The sequence below is a fragment of the Dactylosporangium sp. NPDC051541 genome, from assembly GCF_044454505.1.
Classification (GTDB): domain Bacteria; phylum Actinomycetota; class Actinomycetes; order Mycobacteriales; family Micromonosporaceae; genus Dactylosporangium.
Map to the genome: position 1 here is coordinate 255821 of NZ_JBITDU010000001.1, position 25444 is coordinate 281264.

A 25444-nucleotide genomic window follows, 5' to 3' on the forward strand; every position below is an offset into this window, starting at 1 on the left:
CCCCAGCCGACACCTGAGCCTCGCCTCGCTCCGGCCCCCACCTCGATACAGACCCTCGCGCCGACTCGCCTCACCCTGATCCGTGCCGGGCTCCTCTTCGGCACCGCGGCGGTCGTGCTGGTCGAGCTGCTCTCGGCCGTCCACCTGCTCAACCGGGCCGCCATCACGGTGGTCTGGTTCGCGGCGGCCCTCGCGCTCGGGTACTTCGGGCTGCCGTTCTTCCGTCAGGTAGTACCAAAACTGCGGCATTTCTGGTCTGACGCCGGACGGGCCGAGCGCATCATCGCGGTGCTGCTCGGCGGGCTGTTCCTGACCGATCTGGTCATCGCGCTGGTGGCGCCGCCCAACAACTTCGACTCGCAGACCTACCACCTGCCGAAGATCGAACATTGGGCGGCGCAGGGCGGCGTCGAGTTCTATCCGACGGTCATCGACCGGCAGCTGGCGATGGCACCGGGCGCGGAGTACATCCTCCTGAACCTGCGCCTGCTGACCGGCGGGGACGCCTTCTACAACCTCGTCCAGCTCGCGGCCGGCGTCGGCGGCGTCATCATCGCGTCGCGGATCGCCGCGCAGCTCGGCGGGGGCCGGCGCGCCCAGCTCGTCGCCGCGCTCATCTTCGCCACCACGCCGATCGTGCTGCTGGAGGCGACGAGCACCCAGACCGACCTGGTCGTCGCGTTCTGGGTCGGCACCGTCGCCACCCTCGTCCTGGACGAGCGCGGCCGCCGCACCCCGTGGCCGGCGATGCTCCTGCTCGGTGCGGCCGCCGGGCTGACCCTGCTGACCAAGGCCACCGGCCTGGTCGCGGCCGGCCCGCTGCTGGTGTGGTGGTTCTTCGGCCAGCTCCGAGCCCGGCACCTGGCCCGGGCGTTCGCCGGCACCGCGATCGTCGTCGGCCTGATGGCGGTCATCGCCGGGCCCTACCTCTGGCGCGTCCAGACCACCTACGCCAACCCGCTCGGCCCCGACCACCTGCGCGACTCGATCACCATGCAGCGCCACGACCCGGCGTCGGTGCTGATCAACGCGCTGCGCATCGCCGAGACGACCCTGCAGCCCCCGCAGCCCGGTGACCGGCCCGTCGCCGCCGCCCCGATCCGCGCCCTGGCCCACGCGCTCGGCGTCGACCCCGACGCGCGCGAGATCACCTACTGGGGCGCCACCTACCCGTACGAGTCCTGGCCGCCCGACGAGGACCGGGTGTCGCTGCCGGTGCAGGGCGCCCTGATCCTGATCGGCGCGGCCGTCCTGGTCCGGCGCCGCTCACCCGCGCGCCTCTACGCGGCCCTGTTCTGGGTCGCGATGCTGGCCTACGCCGTGACGGTCAAGTGGCAGCCCTGGGGCAACCGGCTCATCGTGTTCCTGATCCTGCTGGGCACGCCCCTCGCCGCCCTCTGGATCGAACCGCTGCTGAGGTACCGCCGCCGTCTGGTCGTCCGATCCATGTCCGCCGTCCTCGCGATCGGTGCCCTGGCCGGGGTCGCCGCCGTCAGCGTCGGCTGGCCGCGCCGGCTGGTCGGGCCCGGCTCGGTGTTCACGACCAGCCACATGGACGAGCGGTTCATCCGGCGGCCGGAGTGGGGCCGCGACTATCAATGGGCGGCCGCCGCGGTCAACGCCTCCGGCGCGAAGCGGGTCGGGCTCATCCAGGGGTACAACACGTGGGAGTACCCCTGGTGGATCCTGCTCAAGGGCGACGACCTGGTGTCGCTGCAGTCGCTGCAGCCCGACCTCCCGGCGCCGAAGATCGACACCGTGGACGCGGTCGTCTGCGTCGACCCGCCGATCGGCTGCCACTTCTATATCCCGCAGGAGTGGCACCCGCAGACGCAGGGGTCGGTGACCTACGCCATCCGTCCCCGTTGATGCAAAACTTTTGACCCCCTGGCGCGTGTAGGTCGCGAGGGAGGTGCCGGACTTGCAGGAGACCGAGTTCGCGGCGTTCGTCGCCGAACGCGCCCACGCGCTGCTCAAGACCGCCTACGCGCTGACCGGGGACCGGCACGCCGCCGAGGACCTCGTCCAGACGGCCCTGGCCAAGGCGTTCGCGCGCTGGCGGCGCATCGACGAGCCGGAGCCGTATCTCCGCCGCGTCATCTACAACGACTTCGTCTCCGCCTGGCGCAGCCCGCGCCGCCGGGCCGAGGTCAGCGTGGCCGAGCCGCCCGAGCCCGGCCCGCCCGTCTTCGTCGAGTCCGACACCGCGCTGCGGCTGCTCCTGCGCGACGCCCTGAAGCAGCTCCCGCCCCGGCAGCGGGCGGTGCTGATCCTGCGGTACTTCGAGGACCTCACGGTCGAGGAGACCGCCGCGGTGCTGTCCTGCCGCCCCGGGACCGTGGCCAGCCAGGCCTCCCGGGCCCTGACCAAGCTGCGCAAGCTCGTCCCGCAGCTCGACTGGTCCGCCGACCTCGTGGAAGGCAGGAACTGATGCGCTTCGACGAACTGCTCCGCGACACCATCGACGAGCCCGGCTCCGACCTGCACGTCCCGCCCGGCCTGGCCGCCGCGGCGATCGCCCAGGGCCGCCGGATCCGCACCCGCCGGCGCGTCGCCGTGACCGCCGGCGTCGTGGCCGCCGTGGTCGCGATCCTGCTGCCGGCCGCGGTCCTCAGCGGCGCCGGCGACCGCGCGCAGCTGCCCGCGGTCCCGGTGCCGAGCGACTCAGGCGGGCCGCCCATGACGGGGGACCCGCTCGACAATTCACCGGCGCCGTCGGCCGCCCAGGGCCGGCTCTACGGCGGCTGGCGCGTCATGGCCGCCGGCGATGTGGCCCTGAGCGCGGCCGGCACCTACAGCCAGGTCCAGCCGGCGGCCCGCCGCACGGTGCTGATCGCTCCGGCCGGTCACCGGGCCCTGGTCCAGGTCCGACCGGACGACCCGATGATCATCGCGGACGTCAGCGGCGGGCACCAGGTCACGTTCGCGCCCCAGCCGTTCAACGGCTCCTACCACTGGTCCCCGACCGGCGACCGCCTGGTCTCGGGCTACCTGATGAAGGATAACGGCGAGTCCGGCTTCGGGATCATCGACGCCCGCACCGGCGCCGTGACCAAACACCCGGTCGACCGCACCCTCTACGACTGCAGCCGCTGCTCCTACGCCTTCACCCGCGACGGCCGGGAGGTGCTGATGCCGCTGGCCGACCGCTCCGGCGGCGAGGCCGTGGAGCGCGTCCGCGGGCTGCAGTTCTTCAACGCCGACACTGGCGCCCCGACCCGCACGGTCCTGGTGAACACCTGGATTCCGGACAGCCCGTTCGCGTTCTCACCGGACGGCCGCTTCATGATCACCACGGCCGACGTATCCGAAGCACAGGTCGGCCGGGCCCTGAAGGTGGACCTCGTGCAGCAGAAGGTCGAGAACTTCCCATGGCCCGCCGTGTGGGTGACCGACACCCAGCTCATCGGCGTCGACGGCATGGAGTTGGTGAACATGAACCCGAACGGGACCTGGAACGACCGGTTCGCCGTGGGAGTCCCCGACGCCGGCTGGCCGATCGTCCTGGGGCCGCCGGCCTAGGAGACGGCGGGTTCGGGTTCTTTCGTGGTGGTCAGGTCGGCGGGCTCGTCGCGCTGGAGCAGCGTGCGGGCCTCGCCGGCGGCCAGGAGGAGCCAGATGGCGCCGTTGGTGCCGCCGATGAGCCAGTCCTCGGTGGCGATGGTCGGGACGACGGCCAGGGCGCCGATCGTGAACCAGGCGGCCGGCATCGCGCCGTTGGGCCGTCTGCGGATGGCGTGCCACAGCAGCAGGGCCAGGCCGAGCAGGAACGCGACCGCGCCGAGGACGCCGCCGCGGCGGAAGGCGCCGACCGCGGCGTTGTCGGTGTTGAGCTCGCGGCGCGGGCCCTCGACCGGGTTGCCGTCGTCGACGCGGTGGACCACGGCCCGGGAGGTCTCGGCGTTGCCGAACGTCTTCTCGGCCCAGCCGTCACCCTTCCAGTCGACCCAGACCTGGCGCCAGGTGGCGGTGCGGCCGCTGGTCACGTCGCCCGGGTTGTCGGCGAAGCGGTCCTTGAGGACCCACTGGTAGCCGCCGCCCAGCGTCATCACGATGGCGATCACCACGAACGGCGTCGCGAGGGCGGGCCAGCGGCGGTCGACGTCCTGATGGCGGTTCCACAGGGCGGTGCCGAGGTAGACGACGGCGGCCGCGGCGGCGAAGACGAAACCGGTGCGGGACTGGCAGATCGACAGTACCAATGCCGCCAGAGCAGCCACGCCCAAGCGCTGCCACCAGAACATCGCGCGGTCGAGGCCGATCCGGATGGCCGCGATGGCCATGAAGCCGGCCAGGGAGTTGGGGTGGTAGTAGAGGCCCGGCCCGCCCCAGAAGCGGTCCGTCATCATCCGCGCGGAGGCGTTGTCGGGGATCGCGCGGACGCTGTCGAAGAGGCTGCCGGAGCCGGCCAGGAGCAGCGCCGCGATGCCGAGCAGGACCGCGGCCGCCATGCCGATCGAGAGGTCCTTGCCGCCGCGCTTCTTGTTCAGGGCGATGATCGCGAGCACGGCCAGGGTGAAGACGCCCGCGTAGGCGACCCGCTGGCCGGCCACCTTCCACTGCGCGATGAAGACCGCGCCGAGGATGCCGAAGAACCAGTACGCCAGGCCGAGCCAGGCGGTGCCGAGCCGGGACAGGTCGCGCAGCGAGCGCAGCCACGGCCACGCCCACACCGCGAAGACGACCACCTCGACGGCGAGGACGGCCCAGATGAACCCCGCGTGCTCGGCCCCCGCGGTCCAGGTGAGGATGCCGGCCAGCACGAACAGGCCGCCGAGGACCAGGCCGCGCAGGCTGATCCCGGGCAGGCTCAGCGCGATGCCGGCCACCGCCATGGCGATCAGGCCGGCCGCGAACGCCGCCGCCGACTGCCCCGGACTATTGGTCCGGGTGTACTCCAAGATGCCCGCGAACAGCGCGACGACCACGGCGGCCACGGCGAACGCCGCACGGCCCTTGGGAACATTCATCCGGCGTTTGTCCTAGCTCGGCGGCGGCTGAGGAAGAAGTCGCGGACCACCCGGCGGGGGCCGGCCGGGACCAGCCAGACCTGCAGGAAGGTCACGTAGTCGGTGAAGCTGGGCTGGCCGTGCGTGCGGGCCTCGCGGAGCAGGCCGAAGAACACCTTGGGGCTGCGGCTGGCGGCGGCCATCGAGCCCACGACGCTCATCGCCAGGGCCGCGTAGGCGCGGGGCGTCACCCGGGGCCGGGTCTGCTGCAGCCACTCCAGCGACTGCTTCCACGGCGCGTCGAAGCTGATCCGGGGCCGGTTCTCGTCGGCGTACCAGATGACGAGCGGCTCCTCGGCGTAGATCAGGTCCACGCCCTCCTCCTGGAGGCTGCGCAGCGTCCAGTCCAGCTCCTGCAGCCGGCGCAGGCCGTCGGCGAACGGGACCTTCTTCAGCAGCGCGGTCGGCGCCATGATCGTCGAGGTCTGGATGAAACCGTCGCCGTGGAACAGCCCGTGCCGGACCGCCAGGTATTCGCTGATCGGCTCGCCCGGCGCCGGAATCCGGCGGGGCATGATCAGCTCGGCCCGGGGCGTGCGCATGTAGAGCCGGCTGCCGACGATCGGCTGGGGCACGCCCGCGGCCCGGGCCCGCTCCAGCTGCGTCGTGAGCTTCTCCGGCAGCCACTCGTCGTCGTCGTCGAGGAACGCCACCCAGTCGGCGCGGGCATTGTCGACGCCACGGTTGCGGGCGTTCGGCGCGCCCCCGGACTCGGGCAGCTCGACCGGGCGGACCCGCTCGTCACCGATGGCCGTCAGCGCGGCCACCGTCGCCGGGTCGGGGCCGTCGATCACGACCACGACCTCGATGTCCGTCAGGGTCTGGGCCAGCGCACTGCGAACGGCCCGTACTACCAGCTCCGGCCGGTTACGCGTAGGAATGACGACGCTGACCTGCGGTTTTTGCACGATGACCAATCCGTCTCGGTTGCGGTGCTGCGCCACCACACTGAGTCCTATGGGTTCGCTGGCCGAGCGTACACGACCTGCACTTTCGCCGGATATTTCGCAGCCAGCGCCTGGACCGCCGCGATGTTGGTCGGTGCGGCGGGGTCGCCGAACGCCACCGGGAGCGGCTGACCAGGCTTGACGTTCGGCCGGTAGGGGCGCTCTCCATCGACAACGAGCAGGCTCGCCTCGGGGTCGTGCACGAAGAACCGGACCGGCACCGGGCTCTCGCGGACCAGCCGGTCCAGGTCGTCCATCGTGCTGCCCTTGCCCGCCGACCCCGGGTACAGCAGCCCCGACCAGGCCGGGAAGTGGCGGTACTGGTGCTGCAGGGCGGCCGCGCCGAGGGTGCCCGACCAGTTGCGCCACGGGCTGCCCATGAGGTCGACGTTCACGGCCCCGCCGCCGTCCGGGAACATCCGGGCCATGAGCAGCGCGTCGCGGGCCGCCTCCGGTGAGCCGCGGTCCTTGCCGAGGGCGAGCTTCACGCCCGGCGCGACCGGGGTGGCGTGCCACTCGCCGCCGGCGATCGCCAGGGCCGCGACGACCGGGATGGCCACACCGACCCGGGCCGCCACGCCGAGGCCGGGCAGGAACCGGGCCAGGCCGCCGAGGGCGCACAGGGCCGCCACGATCAGCAGGTGCAGGAGCTTGTCGAAGTAGTACACGGGGCGGCCGATGGTGGCGATCTGGTAGAGCCCGAGCCCGGCGGCCAGGACGAACGCGGTGGCGACGGTGAACAGTGCGGCCCGGTGGCTCGGCGCGCGCAGGCCGCGGCGCAGGAGTACCGCGAAGATCGCCAACGCCACGAGGGCCGCGGTGGCCGGCCGGTCCACGACCCTGGCGGTGCCGTTGAGCAGCAGTTGGGTGCCGCTGGAGGCGGTCATCGCGGTCAGCGGCCCAATCGCGGTGACGACGGCGACCAGCGCTGCGGCCAGCCAGCCCCACCAGAACCGCCACAGCCGGGCCTGGCGAATCCACCACAGCGCGGCCAGCCCGCCGAACGGCAGGAACAGCGGGTAGCTGAACGACAACCCGACCAGGAGCAGGGCCACGGTCACGGTCTGCTCGCCGAGACTGTGCAGCGGCCGGATGACGATGCCGGCCAGGACCGCGGCGCAGGCCAGGCCGGCCAGTTCGTTGGGGTAGCCACGGGACAGCACGGTCACCGGGTCGCCCAGCACCAGCCAGGCGGCCGCGACGAGCAGCACCGGCAGCAGCCGGCCGGGGGAGACGCCAGGCCCGGCCAGGCGGCGCACCGCCCACAGCACGGCCAGCGCCAGGAGCAGGAACGTGCCGACCATCAGCCACACCATCGCGTCGACGGCGGCCGCGGCGCTCGTCCGGCCCGTGGTCGAGGCGATGAAGCGGTCGAGCACGGCGTAGGTGAAGTGCAGACCCTGCGGATAGTTGGCGATGCCGGTGAGCTCCTCGTCCGGCACGAACGGGCGCAGGGCCTCCGGCCGCAGGAACAGGTAGCCGCCGGTCCGGCCGATGACGTCGTAGATCAGGTAGTGGCGGGCGATGTCCTCGCCGGCCAGCGGCAGACCCAGGCGGCCGCCGAGGTCCCGGGCGGCATACGGGATCAACGTGACGACGGTGACGCCGGCAAAGGCCAACGCTGTCATGTGTACTTTTTGTTTTCCTCGGTATTTCCGAGGTCTTTCGAGGCGGCCGGTGGCGGCCGCGATGAGCACCAGCACCGTGAAGGCGATACCGGCGACCAGGGTGGGGTGCAGGTGCCCCGGCCACACGGTCAGGGCCAGGCCGAAGACGCAAGCGGCCCCGAACAGCTGGGCGCAGGCGAGCACGAACCGGTCGATCAGGCCGGTGGCGCCGCGCTGGATCGCCATGGTGCCCGCGAGCACCAGCAGCGGCAGCAGGGCGTCGAGGCGCAGCGGGTGGGCGGCCAGCGGGACGACCCAGGCCAGGACGAGGGCGAGCGCGAGCGTTACGGGGCGGGGCCGTGCCGTCACCATGCACTCTCCGTAACTGGCCTTGTTCCATTTACTGGGAGGTGACGATATCGCGTCGCCCGGGTACCTTCGGGGCGGGCGTCATCGCAGTGACAGAAGGTGATGGAGCGGCAGGGAGAGGGCCTTGACACAGGGCAAGACCCAGGTTCCTTCTTCACGGGTTTCTTCGGCACGAAAGAAGAAACGCCGGAAGGATCCGGTTTGGGCGAGCGCGCTGGTGGTCGTCGGCGCATTGTTGATGATCGTCGCCGGGGGCGCGTTCGTCATCAAGGACACGGTGTTCGGGTTCGCGACACGCAGCGTGCACACCGAGGACCTGCTGCCGCAGGAGAACCAGGGCCGGCACGCGTCCATCAACGGCGCGAAGAACATCCTGCTCATCGGCATCGACCCGCGGCCCAATCAGAATCCGAACGACGCGATCCGCGCGGACTCGATCCTGCTCCTGCACATTCCGGAAACGCACGACATGGCGTTCCTGATCTCGATTCCGCGCGACACCTGGGTGTCGATCCCGAAGTACGACAACGGCAACCGCACCTACAAGGGCGGCAAAGACAAGATCAATGGTGCGTTCGCCGAGGGCGGCTACGGGCTGACCGGCAAGGAACAGCGAAAACACGGCACCACGCTGCTGGCCGCGACCATCAAGCAGAACTGGGGCCTCACCTTCGACGCGGCCGCGATCGTCGACTTCGTCGGATTCCAGGACGTGGTGAAGGTGCTCGGCGGCGTCGACATGTACATCGACGTGCGTACGGTCTCGGTGCATATCGGCCACGACGCGCAGGGCAACACCAAGACGCCGTTCGAGCAGCGCGACGCGCCCGGCGGCGGCACCCAGCTGATCCCGATCAAGGGCGTCACGCCGGTCGTCTACGACGTGGGGTACCGCCACCTCGAGGCCTGGGAGGCGCTGGACTTCGTGCGCCAGCGCGAGACGCTGCCCAACAGCGACTACGACCGCCAGCGCCACCAGCAGCAGTTCATCAAGGCGCTGCTGAAGAAGATCGCCAGCAAGGAGGTGCTCGGCAGCCCGGGCACCCTCAACAAGGTGCTCGACGTCGTGGGGCGGGCGATGACGATCGACACCGGGCCGTTCGGGCTCGACGACTGGATCTTCGCGATGCGCGGGATCGACGGCGACCGGCTGCTGACGCTCAAGACGAACAACGGCGGCTTCCACGCCTCGGAGGAGAACGCCGGGGCGGAGGCGCTGGATCAGACCACGCTCGACCTGCTGGCGGCGGTCCGGTCGAAGACCGTGGCCGAGTTCGTGCAGAACCACGCCGGGATCGTGGGCTCTTCCTGACCCGGCCTTTCTCCTGACACAGCTTTACAGCGGGCGCCCGTCGTTCCCCCCGACGGACGCCCGCTCCATTCCCCCACGCAGGTGGTGGCCCTCGTTACTCGGCGACCGCGCTCAGCTCGCTGCGCAGGGTGCGCAGCGCGGCGGCCAGCAGCCGGGACACGTGCATCTGGGAGATGCCGAGCTCGGCCGCGATCTGCGACTGGGTCAGGTTGCCGTGGAAGCGCATCGCGATGATCTTCTGCTCGCGCTCCGACAGCTTGGCCAGCAGCGGGCGCAGCGCCTCCCGGTTCTCCACGTTCTGCATGTCCGGGTCCAGGTCGCCCAGCAGATCGCCGAGGCCGGCCGCGCCCGGGTCGCTGCCCTCGCCGGCCGGAGCGTCGAGGGACAGCGCGCGGTAGGCCTGCCCGCAGTCGAGACCCTCGATGATCTCTTCCTCGCTGACGCTCAGCCGCGCGGCGAGGTCGGCGACGGTCGGGGAGCGGCCCAGGTCCTGCGCCAGGTCACCGGAGACCTTGGAGATCTCCAGGCGCAGCTCCTGCAGCCGCCGCGGGACGCGGACGTCCCAGCCCTTGTCCCGGAAGTGGCGCTTGAGCTCACCAACGATCATCGGGATCGCGTAACTGGTGAACGCGGCCCCACGCGACGGGTCGTAGCCGTCGACGGACTTGATGAGCCCGAGGTTGGCGACCTGCACGAGGTCGTCGAAGTGCTCGCCGCGGTTGCGGAAGCGGCGGGCCAGGTACTCCGCGAGCGGGATGTACAGCTCGATGAGCCGGGCCCGGACCCGGGCGCGGTCGGCACCCGCGGGGAGGTCGGCCATCAGCGACAGCAGCGCGCGGGCCTGTGCGTCGGTCGCCCGGGTGCTGGTGCTGGTGCTTTCGCTGGTCCCGGCGTTGGCCGGGGCGGCGTCGGCGAGGGCGCGGTCGATGGCACGGTCGACAGAGATGGTGGTCATGGGGTTGTGGCCCTTCTGGTGCTTTGACCGGGCGTGTGTGGTCGGCCGCCAATACGCAGACTCGTGCTGCGTCCGGGAAGGAAGGGAAGGCATGCGCCGCCACGCCGGTCGGGAATCGCTACTCGGCACCCGTTTCTTGAGTGCCGGTGCAAGACCTGCGGTGGCTCGTCGGGGCCTGTGTCGCCGCTGCTGGACGACGCCCCGCAACCGAACTGCCCGTTCGGCTGAAGTGAGCTGAGCCGACTGTACTAGATCTTCGCGTCGTTGGCGAGAACCAGGTGTTGAAGTCGATCGCTATATCACCGACTGTCCAGTAGGGCAATACGCTGAGTATCCACAAGCTCCGGGTGTGCATTTCAGTTTGGTCGTCGATCCGGTCCGCACGCCAAACACGGGGCTGCGTTTTCGCAGCGCGGAGGCTACCGTCTTTCACCGTGGCGTGCGCCTGTTTCACATTGATCCGTGAGGTGCGGATCGGGGCGTCGTCGCTAAGGAGTTACACGTGGCATCAGGCACGGTGAAGTGGTTCAACTCGGAGAAGGGCTACGGCTTCATCTCGCAGGACAACGGTGGACCCGATGTGTTCGCGCACTACTCGGCGATCCAGGCCACCGGCTACCGCGAGCTGGCCGAGGGTCAGAAGGTCGAGTTCGAGATCACGCAGGGCCAGAAGGGGCCGCAGGCCGACAACATCCGGGCGGTCTGAACAACACCCCAAGTCGTAGGCCGAGACCCGCTTCACGGCCGAAGGAGTAGCAAGCCCCCGTCCGAAGGCTTTCGGCGGGGGCTTCGCAGTTTCTGGTGCGCGTCTCCGGCTCGAGGCCTTCACGACCGCACTTGTGGAATTTTCAGATTGTGCGGGATTTGCCGGGGTTGCTCGGGCACTAGTGCGCCTTTGCGCAGAGCCGCTACTGGGCCTTTGTTCCGTCGCCGCTCATGCGCCTTTCCGCAAGTGCCGCGCTCGCGGCTTTGCCGGTGCGGCGTTCGCGGCTTTGCGCGGTGCCGGTCTTGCGGCTTTGCGCGGTGCCGGTTTGGCGGCTTTGCGGCTTTGCGGCTTTGCGCAGTGCCGCTCTTGCGGCTTTTATGCCATTGCCGCGGGGCGGCGGCGGAAGACCTCCGGGGTGCACGAGCCGGCGTAGGCGTGCCGGATCATGCGCAGGGCCCAGCCCATACGGTTGGACGCACACTCCGGGTGCTCGCCGAACTCGGTGGCGACCCGGGCCACGCAGCCCTGGACACCGATGCGGCGCAGCGTGCTGGTCACGGCCGCGCGGACGTCAGCGTCGACCGGACGCTGGGACATCTGCAGCTGGGATGCGAAGAGCGCTTCGGCGCGGACCGCTTCGAACGTTGACTCCATCACTGACCTCCTGCCGAACTTCCCTGCTGTGGTCCAGCTAACTCCTGTCCGGGTGCCGGTGTGGGAACTGTTCGGTTGCCAATTGGTTTGTTTGCCGTGGGGGGTTCCTACGAGGGGCCTCTCTATGTGGGGGAGAGGCCGAACTCCTGCAGCACGCCGGTGAGCTGGAGCAGCCGGTGCACCGCGGGGCTGGTGCCGGTGATGCGCAGGCCGCCGCCGACGTCCGTGTTGGCGGCCACCAGGACCTGCAGGCCGGTCGAGTCCATGAAGGTCACGCCGGTCAGGTCGAGGTCGACCCGGGACGGGCCGTGCGCGTGGATCGCGTCGCGGAGCACGTTGATCAGCTGGGGGGCGCTGGTCATGTCGAGCTCGCCGGAGGCGGTCACGGTGACCGTGCCGTCCGGGGCGGGGGTGGCCACAGCGGAGAACTCGTTCATAGCAGCTTCGTGACCTTCATCAGGAGCCCGTCGCTGTCGACGGACACGTCGTCGGCGAGGCTCCGCACGACCTTCAGGGAGTGTCCGGACGACATCACGTTGTAGAGCGTCTCGGTGATCGGCTCGCCCGGGTTGGTGACTTCAATCACACACTGCATCTCGTCCACCGTCGCGCGGACCTGAAATGCCACACCGACCCGAACATGAGTGATCACGTTCGCCCACGTCTCGGTCACGATCAAGCCGATATCTGTTCGAGTCTGTTCGGCTACGCCGAGCCCGGTCAGCGCCCCGTCCAGCACGTGCCGAAGCGTGCTCATGCGATCGACGTCGTGCGGCAGGTCGACGGTGAGGCGAAGGTCCACGACTCAACTCATACCGCACCGGTTCAACGGGGAAACGTCGGTCCGGTCCCAATTGGATCAAGGGGAATGGCGGACGTGAAGTTTCTGTTACAACGTCTGATTCAGTACCAGAGCGGCTTCGGCTCCTGAGCTTTGGTTTTTGCCCGGCTCAGCCGGCGAACGCGAACTCCCGGGCGGCCAGCGCCGCATAGGCCGAGCGGACCATCTCCAGGGCCCAGGACATGCGGCGGGCCGCGCTCTCCGGGTATTCGCCGAACTCGCCGGCAACACGGGCGGTGCAACCGTCGACACCGTACCGGCGCAGGGACGCGGTGACCGCCGCGCGCACCTGCAGCGACGTCGGCTCCTGCGAGGCCTGCAGCGAGGAGGCGAACAGGGCCTCGGCCCGGACCGTGTCAAACGTGCTGTTCATGTCAACCCCCCGGTTGGTGTGCTCCCTGACACCACCCAGAGAACCGTCCGACCGGTGCCGCACCAGGACCCGTTCGGTTGCCGGACGGTAGCGCGGGCCCTGATCAAGCGGGCGGACCCCGCGACCGTTCGGGTGCGAACCGGTTGGCCGCCCTCGTTTTGCCTGGTCTTCGCCCCGTCCAGCGGGTCGGATGGCCGACGTGAAGCGCGCCACGCCCACGCCGGGGCTTGCCGAGCGTTGACGTTCGGGTTACGGTCGAGCAAGTCCCGCGGAAGTCGGCGATCGCCGCCCGGGGACGCCCTATCGCCACCGCGTGTCACGCTCTCGCGTAGGAAGCCAGGCGGCCACCGCACACGCAGCGCAGCCCGATCCGCGAGCTCACGCGTATCCGCAAGATCTTTCTCACTCGCGGCCGCACAGTCCTTAGGAGGACGCATATGGCCCCAACTGAAGTGTTGGAACGCACCACCCAGAAACAGCATCCCGCAGGTCAGAGCCAGGAACGCCGGCGCACCCGCACCTCACAGCGAGGCCGCGACCGCAGCCGCCCGGCCAACCAGCCCCAGCCGCCCACCCCGGGCGAGGCCCGCGACGTGGCCGGCATCGCCGACGTCCACCGCGACAAGATGATCCTCCGGGTCGACAGCTACCTGCCGGGCCCCGACGACGTCGCCATCCCCGCGGCCATGGTCCGCAAATACGGCCTCCGCCAGGGCGACGCCATCACCGGCAGCGCCAACGGCGGCACCCTCACCCGCCTGGACACCGTCCACGGCAACGAGCCCGAATGGGCCCGCAACCGCCCCGAGTTCAGCAAGCTCACCGCCCTGTTCCCGCAGGAGCGGCTGCGCCTGGAGACCGGCCCGCGCCAGCTCACCGCCCGCCTCATCGACCTGGTCATGCCCATCGGCAAGGGCCAGCGGGCGCTCATCGTGTCGCCCCCGAAGGCCGGCAAGACGATGGTGCTGCAGGCGATCGCCAACGCCGTCGCCCAGAACAACCCCGAATGCCACCTCATGGTCCTGCTCGTCGACGAGCGGCCCGAAGAGGTCACCGAAATGCAGCGGTCCATCCAGGGCGAAGTCATCGCCTCGACCTTCGACCGCCCCGCCAACGAGCACACCGGCATCGCCGAGCTCGCCATCGAGCGGGCCAAGCGCCTCGTCGAGCTCGGCCACGACGTGGTCTTCCTGCTCGACTCCATCACCCGGCTCGGCCGCGCCTACAACAACTCCGCGCCCGCCTCCGGCCGCATCCTCACCGGCGGCATCGACTCGAACGCGCTGTACCCGCCGAAGCGGCTCCTCGGCGCGGCCCGCAACATCGAGAACGGCGGCTCGCTCACCATCATCGCCACCGCCCTGGTCGAAACCGGCTCCGGCGGCGACACGGTCATCTTCGAAGAGTTCAAAGGCACCGGCAACGCCGAGCTCAAACTCGACCGCAAGCTCGCCGATCGCCGCGTCTTCCCCGCGATCGACATCGACGCCTCCGGCACCCGCCGCGACGACGTCATCCTGCACCCGGACGAGCTCCAGGCCATTTCCCGCCTGCGTAAGGCGCTGGGCGCCTCCAACCAGCAGCCGACCGAGCAACTGTTGGAGCGGCTGGCCAAGACCCAGTCCAACGCCGAGTTCCTGACCCTCCTCCTGCGCGGCCAGGCCTGACCGCCGCCGCGAGGCTGGCCTGAACGTCAGCGTGATGGTCCGGTTACGATGGGTTCGGCGATTTTTTGGGGCATGTTAGCGTAGGGATATCGGAACGCCCGCCGACGCATGGCCGCGATTTGTCGCCCAATCTGCACGGTCCGCGATGTGTGCCGGGGTCCGCAATAGCGGCGGGGCAGTGCTGCCAGAGGGCGACATCGCGAGCAGAGGGCGACATCGCGAGCAGAGGGCGACCCGCGAGCGCTCGAGACGCGAGCGCACGAGGTTGTCAGAGGGCCGCACAGGTTGTCGCCGCGCAGGGTTGTCGCCGCGCGGGGTTGTCACACGGCCGCGCGAGGTTGTCAGAGGGCGACGCGCGAGCGCACGAGATGCGAGCGCACGAAGTTGTCAGAGGGCCACCCGCGAGCGCTCGAGGTTGTCGCCAGGCGCGTGCAGAGGGCGACCCGCGAGCGCACGAGACGCGAGCGCGCGAAGTTGTCGGAGGGCCGCGCGAGGTTGTCGGCGCGCGAGGTTGTCAGAGGGCCGCACGAGGCTGTCGCGAGGACAACGCGCGAAGGCACGACGTTGTCAGACGGCCGCACGAGGTTCTCGCCGCACGAGGTTGTCAGAGGGCGACGCGCGAGCGCATGAGGGCCTCTTCCGTCGGGAGGACGCCCAGCGCGGAGGCGAAGGCCATCTCGCGGCCCCAGGACGCGACATCGGCCGGTGCGAGGTCATTGACGCCCTCGACGGCGACCAGGTGGGCGCGGTAGGCCAGCCAGGCGCCGGCGACCCGGGTGCCCTCCGCGGTGTTCTGGTCGCTCCAGCGCAGCTCGACCACGAAGTACATGACGAGGTAGATGGCGGCCGCGGCCATCAGTGAGCCGGTGATCTGGTCGGCCAGGTTGGCGTGGAGCTTGAACGCCGCCCACATCCAGGTGGCGAACATGAAGCCGGCCGGGACGAACGCGCCGCCCAGGAGCGTGCGGCGGGTCGGGCGGGACAGGCGGCGCTGCGACAGGCCGCGGGTGCGGGCCTCCTCGATGACCGCGCGGTAGAAGGCGCCGCGCCAGCGGCGGGCCTCCGTCCAGCTGCGGAACGCCAGGCTGGTCAGCGACGCCTCGCCGTTGACCGAGAGCTGGCTGACCCGGTCCAGAACCTGCTGCTCGTACGACGTCAGGCTGCGCCCGTCGCCCTTGCGGAGGCGGACCGTCGTCTCCTGCGGCTCCTCGCCCGGCTGGCGGAGCTCCAGGAAGCCGCGGGCGGCCAGGTCGAGCAGCGTGCTGTCGATCGCGTCCTCGTCCGGCCGCCACTTGTTGATCATCAGGCTGACCACGGCCGGCGGCTCTTCACCCGGGGGAGTGCTCAGCGGCGCGCCGGGCTCGGGCAGCCGCGGCCGCGAGCGCCAGAGCGCGACGGCCGTCAGCAGCACCCACACCGCGAGCGTGACCGGCACGCTGAGCTGCAGGAACGGTGGCCAGTCCACGGGAACCTCCGGGGCGCAACGGATGCTGGGTCGGCAAGCAGGAGCCCAACCACCTTAAACCGTCCAGACTAGAAGCCGCCGAGGACGACCTTGCCGGTCATGTGGCCGTCCTCGACCAGTTCGTGGGCCTTGCGGAGGTTCGTGGCGTCGATCGGGCCGAGGTTCGCCGTCATCGTGTGCCGCACACGGCCGGCGTCGATCAGCTCGGATACGCGGTTGAGCAGCTCGTGCTGTACCACCATGTCGGGCGTCTGCAACAGCGGCCGCGTGAACATCAGCTCCCAGTGGAAGGTGATGCTCTTCGTCTTCAGCGGCAGGAGGTCCAGGCCGGGCGGCTCGTCGATGGCCGTGATGGCGCCGCCGGGGCGGAGGATGCGGGCGTACCGCTCGATCTGGCCCGCGGTGAACGGCGAGAAGATCCAGTCGACGTCCGCCGGCTCCTCGTCGTGGCCGATGACCTCGTGCGCGCCGAGGTCGAGGGCCCATTGGCGGGAGTCGGTGCGACTGGCGGTACCCACGACGCGGATCTTTGTCAGTGCCCTCGCCAGCTGAACGACCATTGAACCCACCCCGCCCGCGGCCCCGACGACCAGCAGGGTGCCCGTGCTGTCGGCATCGAGGCGGAAGCGGTCGAACAGCGTCTCCCAGGCCGTGATCGTGGTCAGCGGCAGCGCGGCCGCCTCCGCGAAGCTCAACGACACCGGCTTGCGCCCGGCGATCCGCTCGTCGACCAGGTGCAGCTGCTGGTTGGTGCCGGGCCGGTCGATGGTGCCGGCGTAGTACACCTCGTCGCCGGGCGCGAACAGCGTCACCTCGGCGCCGACGGCCTCCACAATCCCGGCCGCGTCGAAGCCCAGCACCCGCGGCTCGGCACCCGGATCACCGCCGGCCCGCACCTTGACGTCGACGGGGTTGACCGACACCGCCGCGACCCGCACCAGCAGATCGCGCGGCCCGGGCGCCGGCGCGGGCAGCTCCAGGTCCTCGAGAACGCCCGGCCCGCCCGCCGTCCGGTATCCGACAGCTCGCATCATGTGCTCCACGATCTGATAGTCCACGAGATCGCTGCCAACGTATGGCTTGAGCTGAACCTTAGTTGTCTCCGAAAGGCTGAATCTCGTAAGTGGGCCGCGCGCGGCGGTTCCGCGCGGAAGCATGGCCCTTGAGCTGTTGTTTTCAGTGAATCCGGGGTACGGGGAGGCGCGTGATCATGCTTAGGGCGCGAGTCGGAGCGGACAAAACTTTACAACGACCTCTCCGGAACGCTGGAAATCTGAACCGTACTATGCGCCCGGTGAGCGTCACCTCAGAGACCGGAGTGGTCACCAGCACTCCGGCCATGCACGATTTATCCCTTCAGGACGTTTTGCGGCTCGACCGTTCCGTGCTGTCCGAGTCGCTGCAACGCGTCCTCGAGCACCTGAGTCGGGACGAATCCGAGCATGTCTCACGTTTCAACGCAGCCCTCTGAGGCGGAGCACAATGCCTGGCAGCGCGGTTCCCATCAGCCAGGTGATCCTCAAACTCAACGGTCGTTGTAATCTTAAATGTAGCTATTGCTACATATATGAGCATATCGACCAAAGCTGGCAACGAAAACCGGCCGCCATGTCCGATGCCGTCATCGCCCAGGCTGCTCAAAGGCTGGCCGACCACGCCGGCGAGCACCGGCTCGACGGCGTGGAGGTCGTGCTCCACGGCGGGGAGCCGCTCCTTGCCGGGCCCGCCGGTGTCGACCGGGCGGCGACGATACTGCGCGACACCGTGTCCGTGCCGGTCTCGTTCACGGTCCAGACCAACGGGACGCTCATCAACGATGCGTTCCTCGAGGTGTTCCGCCGGCACGCCATGCGGGTCGGTGTCTCGCTCGATGGCGGAGAGCAGGCCACCGACCGGCATCGTCGCTACGCCGACGGACGGGGGAGCTTCAGCCTCGTTGCGCGTGGGCTGAACCGGCTGCGGGCCGAGAGCGGCGTCTACGCGGGTGTGCTCGCCACGATCGACACGGACAACGAGCCCGTGCAGGTGTATGAGGACCTGCTCCAGTTCGCGCCGCCGCGGATAGACCTGCTGCTGCCCCATGGGACCTGGGACCGGCCGCCACCCGGGCGTGATGCTGAAGCCAGTGATAAGCCGTACGCCCGATGGCTGATCGCCGTGTTCGACCGTTGGTATGACGCGCCCGTGCGAAAGACGTCCATCCGGCTCTTCGAGTCGATCTGTGACCTGCTGCTCGGAGGGCCGGGTGAGAGCGAAGCAGTCGGCCTCGGGCGTGACATGACGGTGACGATCGAGCCTGACGGGTCGATCGGGCACAACGACTTCTTCAAAATTACGTCGGACGGCGGGGCGGAGACGGGCCTCAACGTCTTCGACCACGACTTCGCAGACGTGCTCGCCCACCCCGCCTGGAACGTGCCGTCGGGGCTGGAGAGCCTCTGTGCGACCTGCAAGAAGTGCTCGGTGGTCGCGGCCTGCGGCGGTGGGCTGCGCGCTCATCGGTTCCGCGCCGGCAGTCTCGACAACCCGTCGGTGTACTGCCCCGACCTGCTCGCGCTCATCAAGCACATCCAGCGCCGCCTCACCGCGGATCTGGAGCGGCTGCGCGCGACGATGGCGGGGGCGGAGGCGTGATCCAGACCTACGCGCTGTCGACCGAGGCCCTCGACGCTCTCGGCGCCGGGTACGGCACCGTCGAGGTGCACCACCTTCTGGCCGCATCGCAGAAGTCCCGGCGGATGTTGCTCGTGCGAGCGCTGTACGACACCGCCCGGGACGCGGGTCTCCGCCGGGTCGAGGGGTTCGACGACGCGCTCGAACTGTTCAGCCGCGCCCAGGCGGCGATGCCCGCGGCGGCGGACGAGGTGCTGCACGATCCCTTCTTCGGGGTGTGGGCCGGCGACGCGATCCGCGAGCCGGTTGGGCGCCTGCGCATGTTCGGGGCCTACGCCGCGGCGGCCGCGGTCCGGGCCGGTGTGCCGTTCCGGATTGCGGTGCCGGCTCCCGGCGGCCGGGCCACCCTGCCCGGGCTCGGGACCATTTCCGGCCTCGACGGTGCCTCCGCGGTGCTCGAGGGCGGCCCGGACGGGCTGCGGGCGGGGGCGGTCCACGTCACGGCGCCGCTGACCGTTTCCCAGCCGGGCTGGGAACCCCTGCGCCGGCTCCGGTCCGGCATTGCCGTGGACGACGCCGACCTGCACCGCGACTGCTTCGAATGGCCACCCGAGGCCCGCCTCGACGATGCTGCCGCCGCGGAGTTCGGTGAAAGCCTCGAAGCAGCGTTGCACCTGCTCGACGAGCACCATCCCGAGCACGCGGCGGGGATCCGGGCCACGCTGCGTTCGCTGGTGCCGGTCACCGCGCCCGGCGGCGGCAACGTCAGCGCCGCGTCCCGCCGGGCGTACGGCGCGATCGCGCTCCAGGCCCGGGGCACCGCCGCCGAACTGGCGCTGTCCCTGATGCACGAGTGCCGGCACATGACGCTCGGTGCGGTACTCGACCTGGTCGACCTCTATGAGCCCGTGGGCTCGGCTCGGCACTTCGCGCCGTGGCGGGCCGATCCGCGGACCGTCTCGGCGCTGTTGCAGGGCACCTACGCCCACGCAGGGGTGACCGATTTCTGGCGGGTCGAGCGGCGGCGCACGGGCGCGGCGGCGGCCGAGTTCGAGTTTGCGTACTGGCTCGCCCAGACCTCCGCCGGCGCGCGCAGCCTGCTCACGTCGGGCGAGCTGACGCCGCGCGGCGAGCGGTTCGTGACCCGGCTGGCCGAAAGGCTGCGCCGCTGGGAGGGCGAGGCCGTGGGCAGCGACGTGCGGGCCGCCGCGTCGGCATCCGTACTGGCCGTCAGCGTGCAGTGGCGGCTGGACAATGCGCGCCCGGACCCCGGCGGGGTTGCCCGCCTGGCCGCCGCCTGGCGCGGCGGCGCGGACTGTCCGGCCGCACCGGCGACCGAGATTCGGCCGAGCCGGGCCCGCCCGGCCCGCGTCCCGGCCCTTGCCGATCAGCAGCGGCAGCGGATCGTCGGTGAGACCGCCATCGTCCGGGGTGACACCGACGACGTGTGGATCCGGCTCGCGCTGGAGGCCGGCCGCGGCCCGCTCGTGGAGTGTCCCGAGGTCGTCCGGGCGGTATGTGGTGCAACAGGTGCCGACCCATCCCACCTGGCCGGCTGGATTACGTCGGCGGCGGCTCGATATCGCAGTTGAACCGAGTCTGCAAAGCCGCCGGTACCGCCTCCTCGATCCTGATCTGCAGCACGTTCGGGTGCCCCGGCTCCAGCGCCGCGATCATCCGGGTCAGGGTCGGCTGGAGCAGTGCCGCCGCCCCGTCGTCATCGCCCGCCCGGGCCCGGCTGATGCTCAGATTGACGCTCGCGGCCAGGGTATCCGGGTGGTCCTGGCCGAGTGACCGGGTGAAGTTGTTGACCGTGCGCTGGTCGAGCTCCAGGGCGGCTTCGATCTCGCCCAGCGCGAACAGGTCGTTGGCCAGGTTGAGCTCGGCTGCGAAGACATACGGGTGCTCCCGCCCGAGCGTTGCGTGGAGGCCGGCCACCACCGCTCTGGACCGGGCGTGGGCTGAGGCGTGGTTGCGCTGGCGCCGCAGGAAGATGCCGAGGTTGTTCAGGCACGCGAGCGTGAACGCGTGGGCCGGGCCGAGGAGGCCGTTGTACCGTTCCAGCACCTTCTCGGCGTAGCGCTGGGCGAGGGCGTCGTCGTCCTGCGCCGAGACGTCGCAGGCGAGGTTGAGCTGGCAGGCCAGGAAGTCGAGGTCGTCGGCCTGAACGGTGAGCCGATAGGTCTCCCAGGCCCAGGTCGTCAGCTCCCGGGCCTCGGCCAGCTTGCCCAGCTTCCGCAGCGTCACCGCGAGATTCTTGGCCGTTCGCAGCGTTTCGGCGTGCTCGCCGCCGAGCACGCGGCGGCAGTCGATCAACGCGTTGTTCAACACCACCCGGGACTCATCGAACTTGCCGACCTCGCGGAGATCACGTCCGTAGTTGTTTGCCGAGAACAGCGTGTAGGTGTCATTCGGCAGTGTTGTGCGGCGTCGCTCCCAGATCTGTTTGTCGAGCTGCTCGGCCTTGTGGAACTCGCCGACGAGCCGGAGGCTGACCGCCAGGTTGTTCATCGCCATCAGGGTGAGGCGGTGGCCTTCGCCGAGCTTCTGCCGGGCCAGCGTCACGGTGAGCTCGTCAAGCGCCCGGGCCTCGTTGTAATGCCCGAAGGTCCGGTGATGGCTGCCCAGTCCGTTGGCGGCCACGAGCGTGTGCGTGTGGTTCGGGCCGGCCACGACCTTGAGGCGCTCGTAGACCTCGCGGTTCTCGTCGTACGCCTCGAGGTGGGCACCGCGGGCCCGCAGGGCGATCGAGCGCTGATAACGCATGAGCAGCACGAGTCGGTGATCGGGGCCGGAGGCGCGGGTCCACTGCTCGATGGCCAGGTCCGCCAGCTGGATCGAGCTGTCGAAGTCGCCCCGCCGGCGGTGATACACGACGGCATCGATCACCAGCAGGCGGACCTCGGCAACGTTCGAGAACAGTGCCTTCGACGGCCCGAGGTGGGGGACGATTCCCCGGTACCGGTCCCACGAATGACTGTCAGCCGGGTCCTCAGGCCGTCCGTGGGCGAGGATCAAATGGACCTGGGCGCGGTTGGTCTCCCACGCATCGGGCCCGAGACTGTCCCGGATGACGGCCTGCACGAGGCGATGCACGGAGACGACGCCGGGGCCGCCGGAGTCGCTCGCGTCCTCCTGGAGCAGGGCATACTTTGTCAGCTCCCGCACCTTCGGCTCCACCAGCGTCCGATCGCGGAACTGCGCGATCTCGTCGTCGAACTCGGCCAGGATGCCGAGGCAGACGTCGCCGTAGAGCAGTGACAGGGGGATCCGATCCGGGCCGAAGAACGAGCACAGCTCGATCAGCTTGGCCGCCGCCGCATCGCGAGCCCGAATCCGTTGCAGCGACACCGTCCAGATGGCCGCCGCACGCTCCGGGTAATCACCTTCGCGGCGCGTCGGCAGGGCGGTCTGCGGCTCGGCGTCGAGCAGGCGAAGATATTCCTCCACAGTCTGCGGCGATCCCGGCGACCCGCTGGCCGACTCGGCGACGAGGTAGGCGGCCGCCTGCTCGACGGCCAGTGGAAGGTCGCCAAGTTTGACCGCAATGCGGTTGGCGTCCTCGACGGCCAGGCCCTCCACCATGAGACGCAGCAGCGTCACGCTCTCCGGGCGCGAGAAGACGCTCACCCGGACCGGGCGGCCCAGGTCGGACCAGGCCGGGCTGCGCGAGGTCACCAGGATGTGGCCGGTGCCCCGCGGGATGTACGGCAGGATGTGGTCGGGGTCCTCTACGTTGTCAAAGATCAACAACCATCGTCCCGTCGGACGGCCCTCTCCCAGCGCGCGGATCACCTCGGCCGCGGTGTCCTGAACGTTCGACGCAATAGGGATGCCGATCGCGCGGGCCAGCTGGTCCAGGTGGCCGGGGATGTCCGACGGGTCTTCGGCCGGAATCCACCAGACGATGTCGTAGTCGGCGCTGAATCGGTTGGCGTATTCGTGGGCCACGACGGTCTTGCCGACCCCGCCAAGGCCGTGCAGTGCCTGCAGCACACCCGACCCGGTCCGGTGCGCCAGCTCGTCGCGGAGGTTCTCCAGCAGCTGGGCGCGTCCGACGAACCGGGTGCTGCGCACCGGAACGTTCCACACGGACGGCTTGTCGCCCGGGAACCGCGGGGCGAGCGAGGGCTCGGCGGTGATCGCGGCGACCGGCGGCTGGTCGGTGATGTGCAGCGCCTCGAACAGCGCGAGGCGCACGTCCTGCCAGCTGCGGCCGGCGACCTCGATCGGCGGTCGGTCGGCGAATGGGCCGGCGAGCTGGGCCTGGCCGGTGCGGATCGGCAGCACGAACCGCCGGCGGCCGCCCCACTCCCGGTCCACGCCGGACTTCCAGGCCTCGACGCCACTCGTGGAGCGCATCAGGTCATCGGAGAGCAGGAGCAGCAGCCGGCTGGACCGGCTGATGCCGTCGGCGAAGTCGGCGACCCGCTGTGGACTGAGGTGGTCGCCGATCTCGCGGTATGACGCCTGGACTCCGGCGAGCGCCAGGATGGCCTGGAGCCACTCGGCCCACATCCGGTCGACCGCGGCATAGCCGATGAACACCTCGGACGGGGCCCTGGACGTGCCGACCTCGAAGGCGGCCAGCACCCGCCGCCTTTCGGTCTCCGCGATCGGCGCGACCCGGTCGGCCAGGCCGCCGCTCAGGACGGCCGCGAGGTGTTCGTAGGCGCGCAGCACCACGTGCTCACCGCCGCCGGGGTCACCGAACACCGCGAGGGTCTCCTCGGCGGCGTAACGGGGGTTGTACGGCACCTCCACGTCGGCCCAGTAGGCCTCGGCCCGCAGGTCGTCCATGCCGTCGGGGTAGTTCTCGAACCGGAATCGGGCCAGATTGCGCAGCGGCTGCACGCGATCCTGGGCGGCCGGGTCGACGCACATGGGCACGGGCAGCATCCGGATCGGCCCGCTCCGCACGATCGACTCGGCCGCGGCCGCCGAGCCCTCGATGCCCTGGATATTGAGGCGGAAACAGTTGACGACCTCGTCGGCCAGCGACAGGGTGCACACGCTCGGCACCGGGCCGAGACCGGCCGGGCTGTCGATCAGCACGAAGTCGTATTTGGCTCGCATGTCTTCGGTGAGCGCCAGCAGCAGCGCCGTGCCCTGCATCTGCCGGAAGAATGTCCACCAATCGAAGGAGCGAATCCGCTCCGCGTAGACGCCGTCCTGCCGCCCGGCCGACATGATCTCGAGGCTGCCGTCGCCGAAGTCCCACTCCAGCCGGGTCGCGTAATCCTCGATCCGCGTGTAGTCAAGGTACCAGTCCGGGCCTTCCCCCTCGGCCGGCTCGTCGAGCACCGCGTTGCTGTACCGGCGGATCAGGTCGATGACGCCCTCGGTCTCGCGAATGTAGTCGTCGGGCAGAAACGGCCGGAAATATCGAGGCAGCGCCGGCGCCTCCAGGTCCCAGTCGACGGCCAGCACGCGGTATCCGCGCCCGGCGAGAATCCACGCGATGTTCGCGAGCGCCATCGTCCGGCCGGTGCCGCCCTTGTACGAGTAGAAGGTGACGATCCGGCCGGTGCCCACGCCCGCCGCCGGTTCTGTGCCGGTGTTCATGCCCACCCCTTCGCGTCGGCCCCTGCCGTGTTATCTGGTCGGCGCCGACAGGGACGGCGGTTCGTTGCCGTCCCCACCGGGCAGCTGGCGGCGTATTTTGCCGTCGCGGAAGAGGTCGTTATTCGCCGCGACGAGGGCCTCGTGCAACATCCGCGGCAGCGCGACGACATCCTGAACGGGCAGCGGCAGCGGCCGGTGGCTGCCGACCTTCGTGAAATACGGCTCCAGCAGCTCCAGCACCTCGGCCTTGAGGATGCGCCATTCCTCGTAGGTCTCGGGATCGTCCTCGTTCAGTGGCACCAGGACGATGTCGCGCCGCTTGACCTCGTCGTTGAACCGCTCCACGGCGTCACGTTTGACCGAACGGGTCACCCACGCGTCCATCAGTAAGACGACGAGCTCGTTGTACTCGCGGATGCCGGCCCGCAGCCCGGGTAACTCCTCGATCGTGCTGATCCGGGCGCCGAAGTCGTTATCGAGGGCCACGCTCGCCGCCATTTTGGCGAGAGCGGGCGGTACGGCCGCCGGATACGGCTCCCAGTCGCGGTCGCGGTCCTTGTAGAACTCGGTCTGGCGGCGGACGCCGCGCATCTCGGAGCGGGTGCCGGCGGCGATCACGAAGTGGACTGTCCGCGCCTTCTGCTCCGGGCGGTTGGCTCCACCGGTCGCGGCCCGTCCGTCACCCGCCGCGGGAGCGGCCGGCAGCGCGGCGGCGCCGACGATCGGGTGGTCAGGCACCGCGGGCGTGCTCACCGCGGCGTCGGCCGATCCGAAGGCGCTGATCGCGGACTCGAACCGCTCGGTCGGCGGCAGGGGCGGCAGGGCGTAGCGCTCCCGAGCCTGGATGATGTGCTCGGCCAACGCCTCCACGAGCTGGGCCCGCCGCTGATAGAGCCCGCGCCGGACCCAGTTGAGCAGGCCCTCGTTCGAGTAGCGGGCGCCCAACTGGTCGGTCGCATACTGCACCTGCTGCGCCACCGCCGGCAGTTGGGTGTTGCGGACCCATAGCAGCGGCAGCATGACCGGTGGCCGTTTGCCGGCCGGGAAACCGGACAGGCGCTCGGCGAACAGTGACCACTCGCGCCCGCATTGCACGCTCTTGAAATACGTCGGCGTGCACAAAGCGACAAAGGTGGCGCTGTCCGACAGTGCCCCCATGAGGGTGCTCTCCCACGCGCTGCCGAGCGGGATGTTCACGTTATCGCGAAAGCCGATGTCGACTTCGTCGCCGACACCGGCGTGGCTGCGGATTTCGGCCGTAAGCTCGGTGAAGAACCGCTGGACGTGTCTATTCCAGTCGAGTCGCGCGTAGCTGAAGAAAAAGTAGTGGCCCACGGTCAAACCCCCCTGGCCGCGCGCGG

Annotated in this window: 20 protein-coding genes and 1 pseudogene; 9 read left to right on the top strand and 12 right to left on the bottom strand. The window is 70.0% G+C overall.

The features are described from left to right. Nucleotides 1-114 precede the first annotated feature (114 nt). The 3 genes from ACIA8L_RS01205 to ACIA8L_RS01215 are packed head-to-tail and all read left to right on the top strand — an operon-like array spanning nt 115 to nt 3522. Nucleotides 115-1869: an ArnT family glycosyltransferase gene (locus tag ACIA8L_RS01205; RefSeq protein ID WP_395899159.1), complete on the top strand. Its 1755-nt coding sequence runs from the start codon at nt 115-117 to the stop codon at nt 1867-1869. A 43-nt stretch (nt 1870-1912) separates the two neighbouring features. Beyond that, nucleotides 1913-2431, top strand: a complete 519-nt coding sequence (locus ACIA8L_RS01210; protein ID WP_395899161.1) for a SigE family RNA polymerase sigma factor — start codon at nt 1913-1915, stop codon at nt 2429-2431. Beyond that, nucleotides 2431-3522: a hypothetical protein gene (locus ACIA8L_RS01215; RefSeq protein WP_395899163.1), complete on the top strand. Its 1092-nt coding sequence runs from the start codon at nt 2431-2433 to the stop codon at nt 3520-3522. Before ACIA8L_RS01210 ends, ACIA8L_RS01215 begins: the two co-directional genes overlap by 1 nt. Here ACIA8L_RS01215 and ACIA8L_RS01220 read toward each other — a convergent pair. From ACIA8L_RS01220 to ACIA8L_RS01230, 3 genes are read right to left on the bottom strand one after another with little or no spacing between them, the layout of a single operon-like run. After that, entirely contained in the window at nt 3519-4970 is a 1452-nt protein-coding gene (locus tag ACIA8L_RS01220; protein WP_395899165.1) for a hypothetical protein, read from the bottom strand. The genes ACIA8L_RS01215 and ACIA8L_RS01220 overlap by 4 nt on opposite strands. Further along, nucleotides 4967-5917, bottom strand: a complete 951-nt coding sequence (locus ACIA8L_RS01225) for a glycosyltransferase family 2 protein (RefSeq protein WP_395899167.1) — start codon at nt 5915-5917, stop codon at nt 4967-4969. The genes ACIA8L_RS01220 and ACIA8L_RS01225 overlap by 4 nt, the downstream gene beginning before the upstream one ends. 47 nt (nt 5918-5964) lie before the next feature. Next, nucleotides 5965-7935 (bottom strand): hypothetical protein, encoded by a 1971-nt coding sequence (locus ACIA8L_RS01230; protein ID WP_395899169.1) that lies wholly within the window; start codon nt 7933-7935, stop codon nt 5965-5967. 235 nt (nt 7936-8170) lie between these two features. Here ACIA8L_RS01230 and ACIA8L_RS01235 point away from each other — a divergent pair, with 235 nt between their 5' ends. Then, the gene (locus ACIA8L_RS01235) at nt 8171-9244 is read left to right on the top strand and encodes an LCP family protein (protein WP_395899171.1); all 1074 of its coding nucleotides are present in this window, start codon (nt 8171-8173) and stop codon (nt 9242-9244) included. Between the two features lie 94 nt (nt 9245-9338). On the opposite strand, the gene ACIA8L_RS01240 is transcribed toward ACIA8L_RS01235, so the two are convergent. Then, nucleotides 9339-10199, bottom strand: a complete 861-nt coding sequence (locus tag ACIA8L_RS01240) for a SigB/SigF/SigG family RNA polymerase sigma factor (RefSeq protein ID WP_395899173.1) — start codon at nt 10197-10199, stop codon at nt 9339-9341. A 502-nt stretch (nt 10200-10701) separates the two neighbouring features. Between ACIA8L_RS01240 and ACIA8L_RS01245 the strand changes: the two genes are divergently transcribed. After that, a complete protein-coding gene (locus tag ACIA8L_RS01245) occupies nt 10702-10905 on the top strand; it encodes a cold-shock protein (RefSeq protein WP_350609970.1) in 204 nt (67 codons plus the stop codon). A gap of 375 nt (nt 10906-11280) precedes the next feature. Here ACIA8L_RS01245 and ACIA8L_RS01250 read toward each other — a convergent pair whose 3' ends face one another. The 4 genes from ACIA8L_RS01250 to ACIA8L_RS01265 form a co-directional block, all read right to left on the bottom strand. After that, a complete protein-coding gene (locus tag ACIA8L_RS01250; RefSeq protein ID WP_395899175.1) occupies nt 11281-11559 on the bottom strand; it encodes a hypothetical protein in 279 nt (92 codons plus the stop codon). 122 nt (nt 11560-11681) lie between these two features. Next, on the bottom strand, nt 11682-11996 hold the full coding sequence (locus ACIA8L_RS01255; protein ID WP_395899177.1) for an STAS domain-containing protein: 315 nt from the start codon (nt 11994-11996) through the stop codon (nt 11682-11684). Further along, entirely contained in the window at nt 11993-12361 is a 369-nt protein-coding gene (locus ACIA8L_RS01260; RefSeq protein ID WP_395899179.1) for an ATP-binding protein, read from the bottom strand. The genes ACIA8L_RS01255 and ACIA8L_RS01260 overlap by 4 nt, the downstream gene beginning before the upstream one ends. Before the next feature lie 148 nt (nt 12362-12509). After that, entirely contained in the window at nt 12510-12773 is a 264-nt protein-coding gene (locus ACIA8L_RS01265) for a hypothetical protein (protein ID WP_395899181.1), read from the bottom strand. Nucleotides 12774-13261: 488 nt separating this feature from the next. On the opposite strand from ACIA8L_RS01265, the pseudogene rho reads away from it, so the two are divergent. Next, nucleotides 13262-14440: pseudogene (gene rho / locus ACIA8L_RS01270) on the top strand (transcription termination factor Rho); the annotation flags it as partial. Nucleotides 14441-15044: 604 nt separating this feature from the next. On the opposite strand, the gene ACIA8L_RS01275 reads toward rho, so the two are convergent. Both ACIA8L_RS01275 and ACIA8L_RS01280 read right to left on the bottom strand, forming a co-directional pair. Continuing rightward, the gene (locus ACIA8L_RS01275; RefSeq protein WP_395899183.1) at nt 15045-15905 is read right to left on the bottom strand and encodes a DUF2207 family protein; all 861 of its coding nucleotides are present in this window, start codon (nt 15903-15905) and stop codon (nt 15045-15047) included. A 68-nt stretch (nt 15906-15973) separates the two neighbouring features. Further along, nucleotides 15974-16939 (bottom strand): zinc-binding alcohol dehydrogenase family protein, encoded by a 966-nt coding sequence (locus ACIA8L_RS01280; RefSeq protein ID WP_395899185.1) that lies wholly within the window; start codon nt 16937-16939, stop codon nt 15974-15976. A gap of 260 nt (nt 16940-17199) precedes the next feature. On the opposite strand from ACIA8L_RS01280, the gene ACIA8L_RS01285 reads away from it, so the two are divergent. The 3 genes from ACIA8L_RS01285 to ACIA8L_RS01295 are packed head-to-tail and all read left to right on the top strand — an operon-like array spanning nt 17200 to nt 20110. Further along, nucleotides 17200-17376 (top strand): hypothetical protein, encoded by a 177-nt coding sequence (locus ACIA8L_RS01285; protein WP_395899187.1) that lies wholly within the window; start codon nt 17200-17202, stop codon nt 17374-17376. Nucleotides 17377-17387: 11 nt separating this feature from the next. Beyond that, a complete protein-coding gene (locus tag ACIA8L_RS01290) occupies nt 17388-18539 on the top strand; it encodes an FxsB family cyclophane-forming radical SAM/SPASM peptide maturase (protein WP_395899189.1) in 1152 nt (383 codons plus the stop codon). Next, nucleotides 18536-20110 (top strand): aKG-HExxH-type peptide beta-hydroxylase, encoded by a 1575-nt coding sequence (locus ACIA8L_RS01295; protein ID WP_395899191.1) that lies wholly within the window; start codon nt 18536-18538, stop codon nt 20108-20110. Before ACIA8L_RS01290 ends, ACIA8L_RS01295 begins: the two co-directional genes overlap by 4 nt. Here the strand turns inward: ACIA8L_RS01295 and fxsT are convergent. Both fxsT and fsxC read right to left on the bottom strand, forming a co-directional pair. After that, on the bottom strand, nt 20079-24083 hold the full coding sequence (gene fxsT / locus ACIA8L_RS01300; protein ID WP_395899193.1) for an FxSxx-COOH system tetratricopeptide repeat protein: 4005 nt from the start codon (nt 24081-24083) through the stop codon (nt 20079-20081). The two genes, ACIA8L_RS01295 and fxsT, sit on opposite strands and share 32 nt — an antisense overlap. Before the next feature lie 30 nt (nt 24084-24113). Then, a complete protein-coding gene (gene fsxC / locus ACIA8L_RS01305) occupies nt 24114-25418 on the bottom strand; it encodes an FxsC protein (protein ID WP_395899195.1) in 1305 nt (434 codons plus the stop codon). Nucleotides 25419-25444 lie beyond the last annotated feature (26 nt).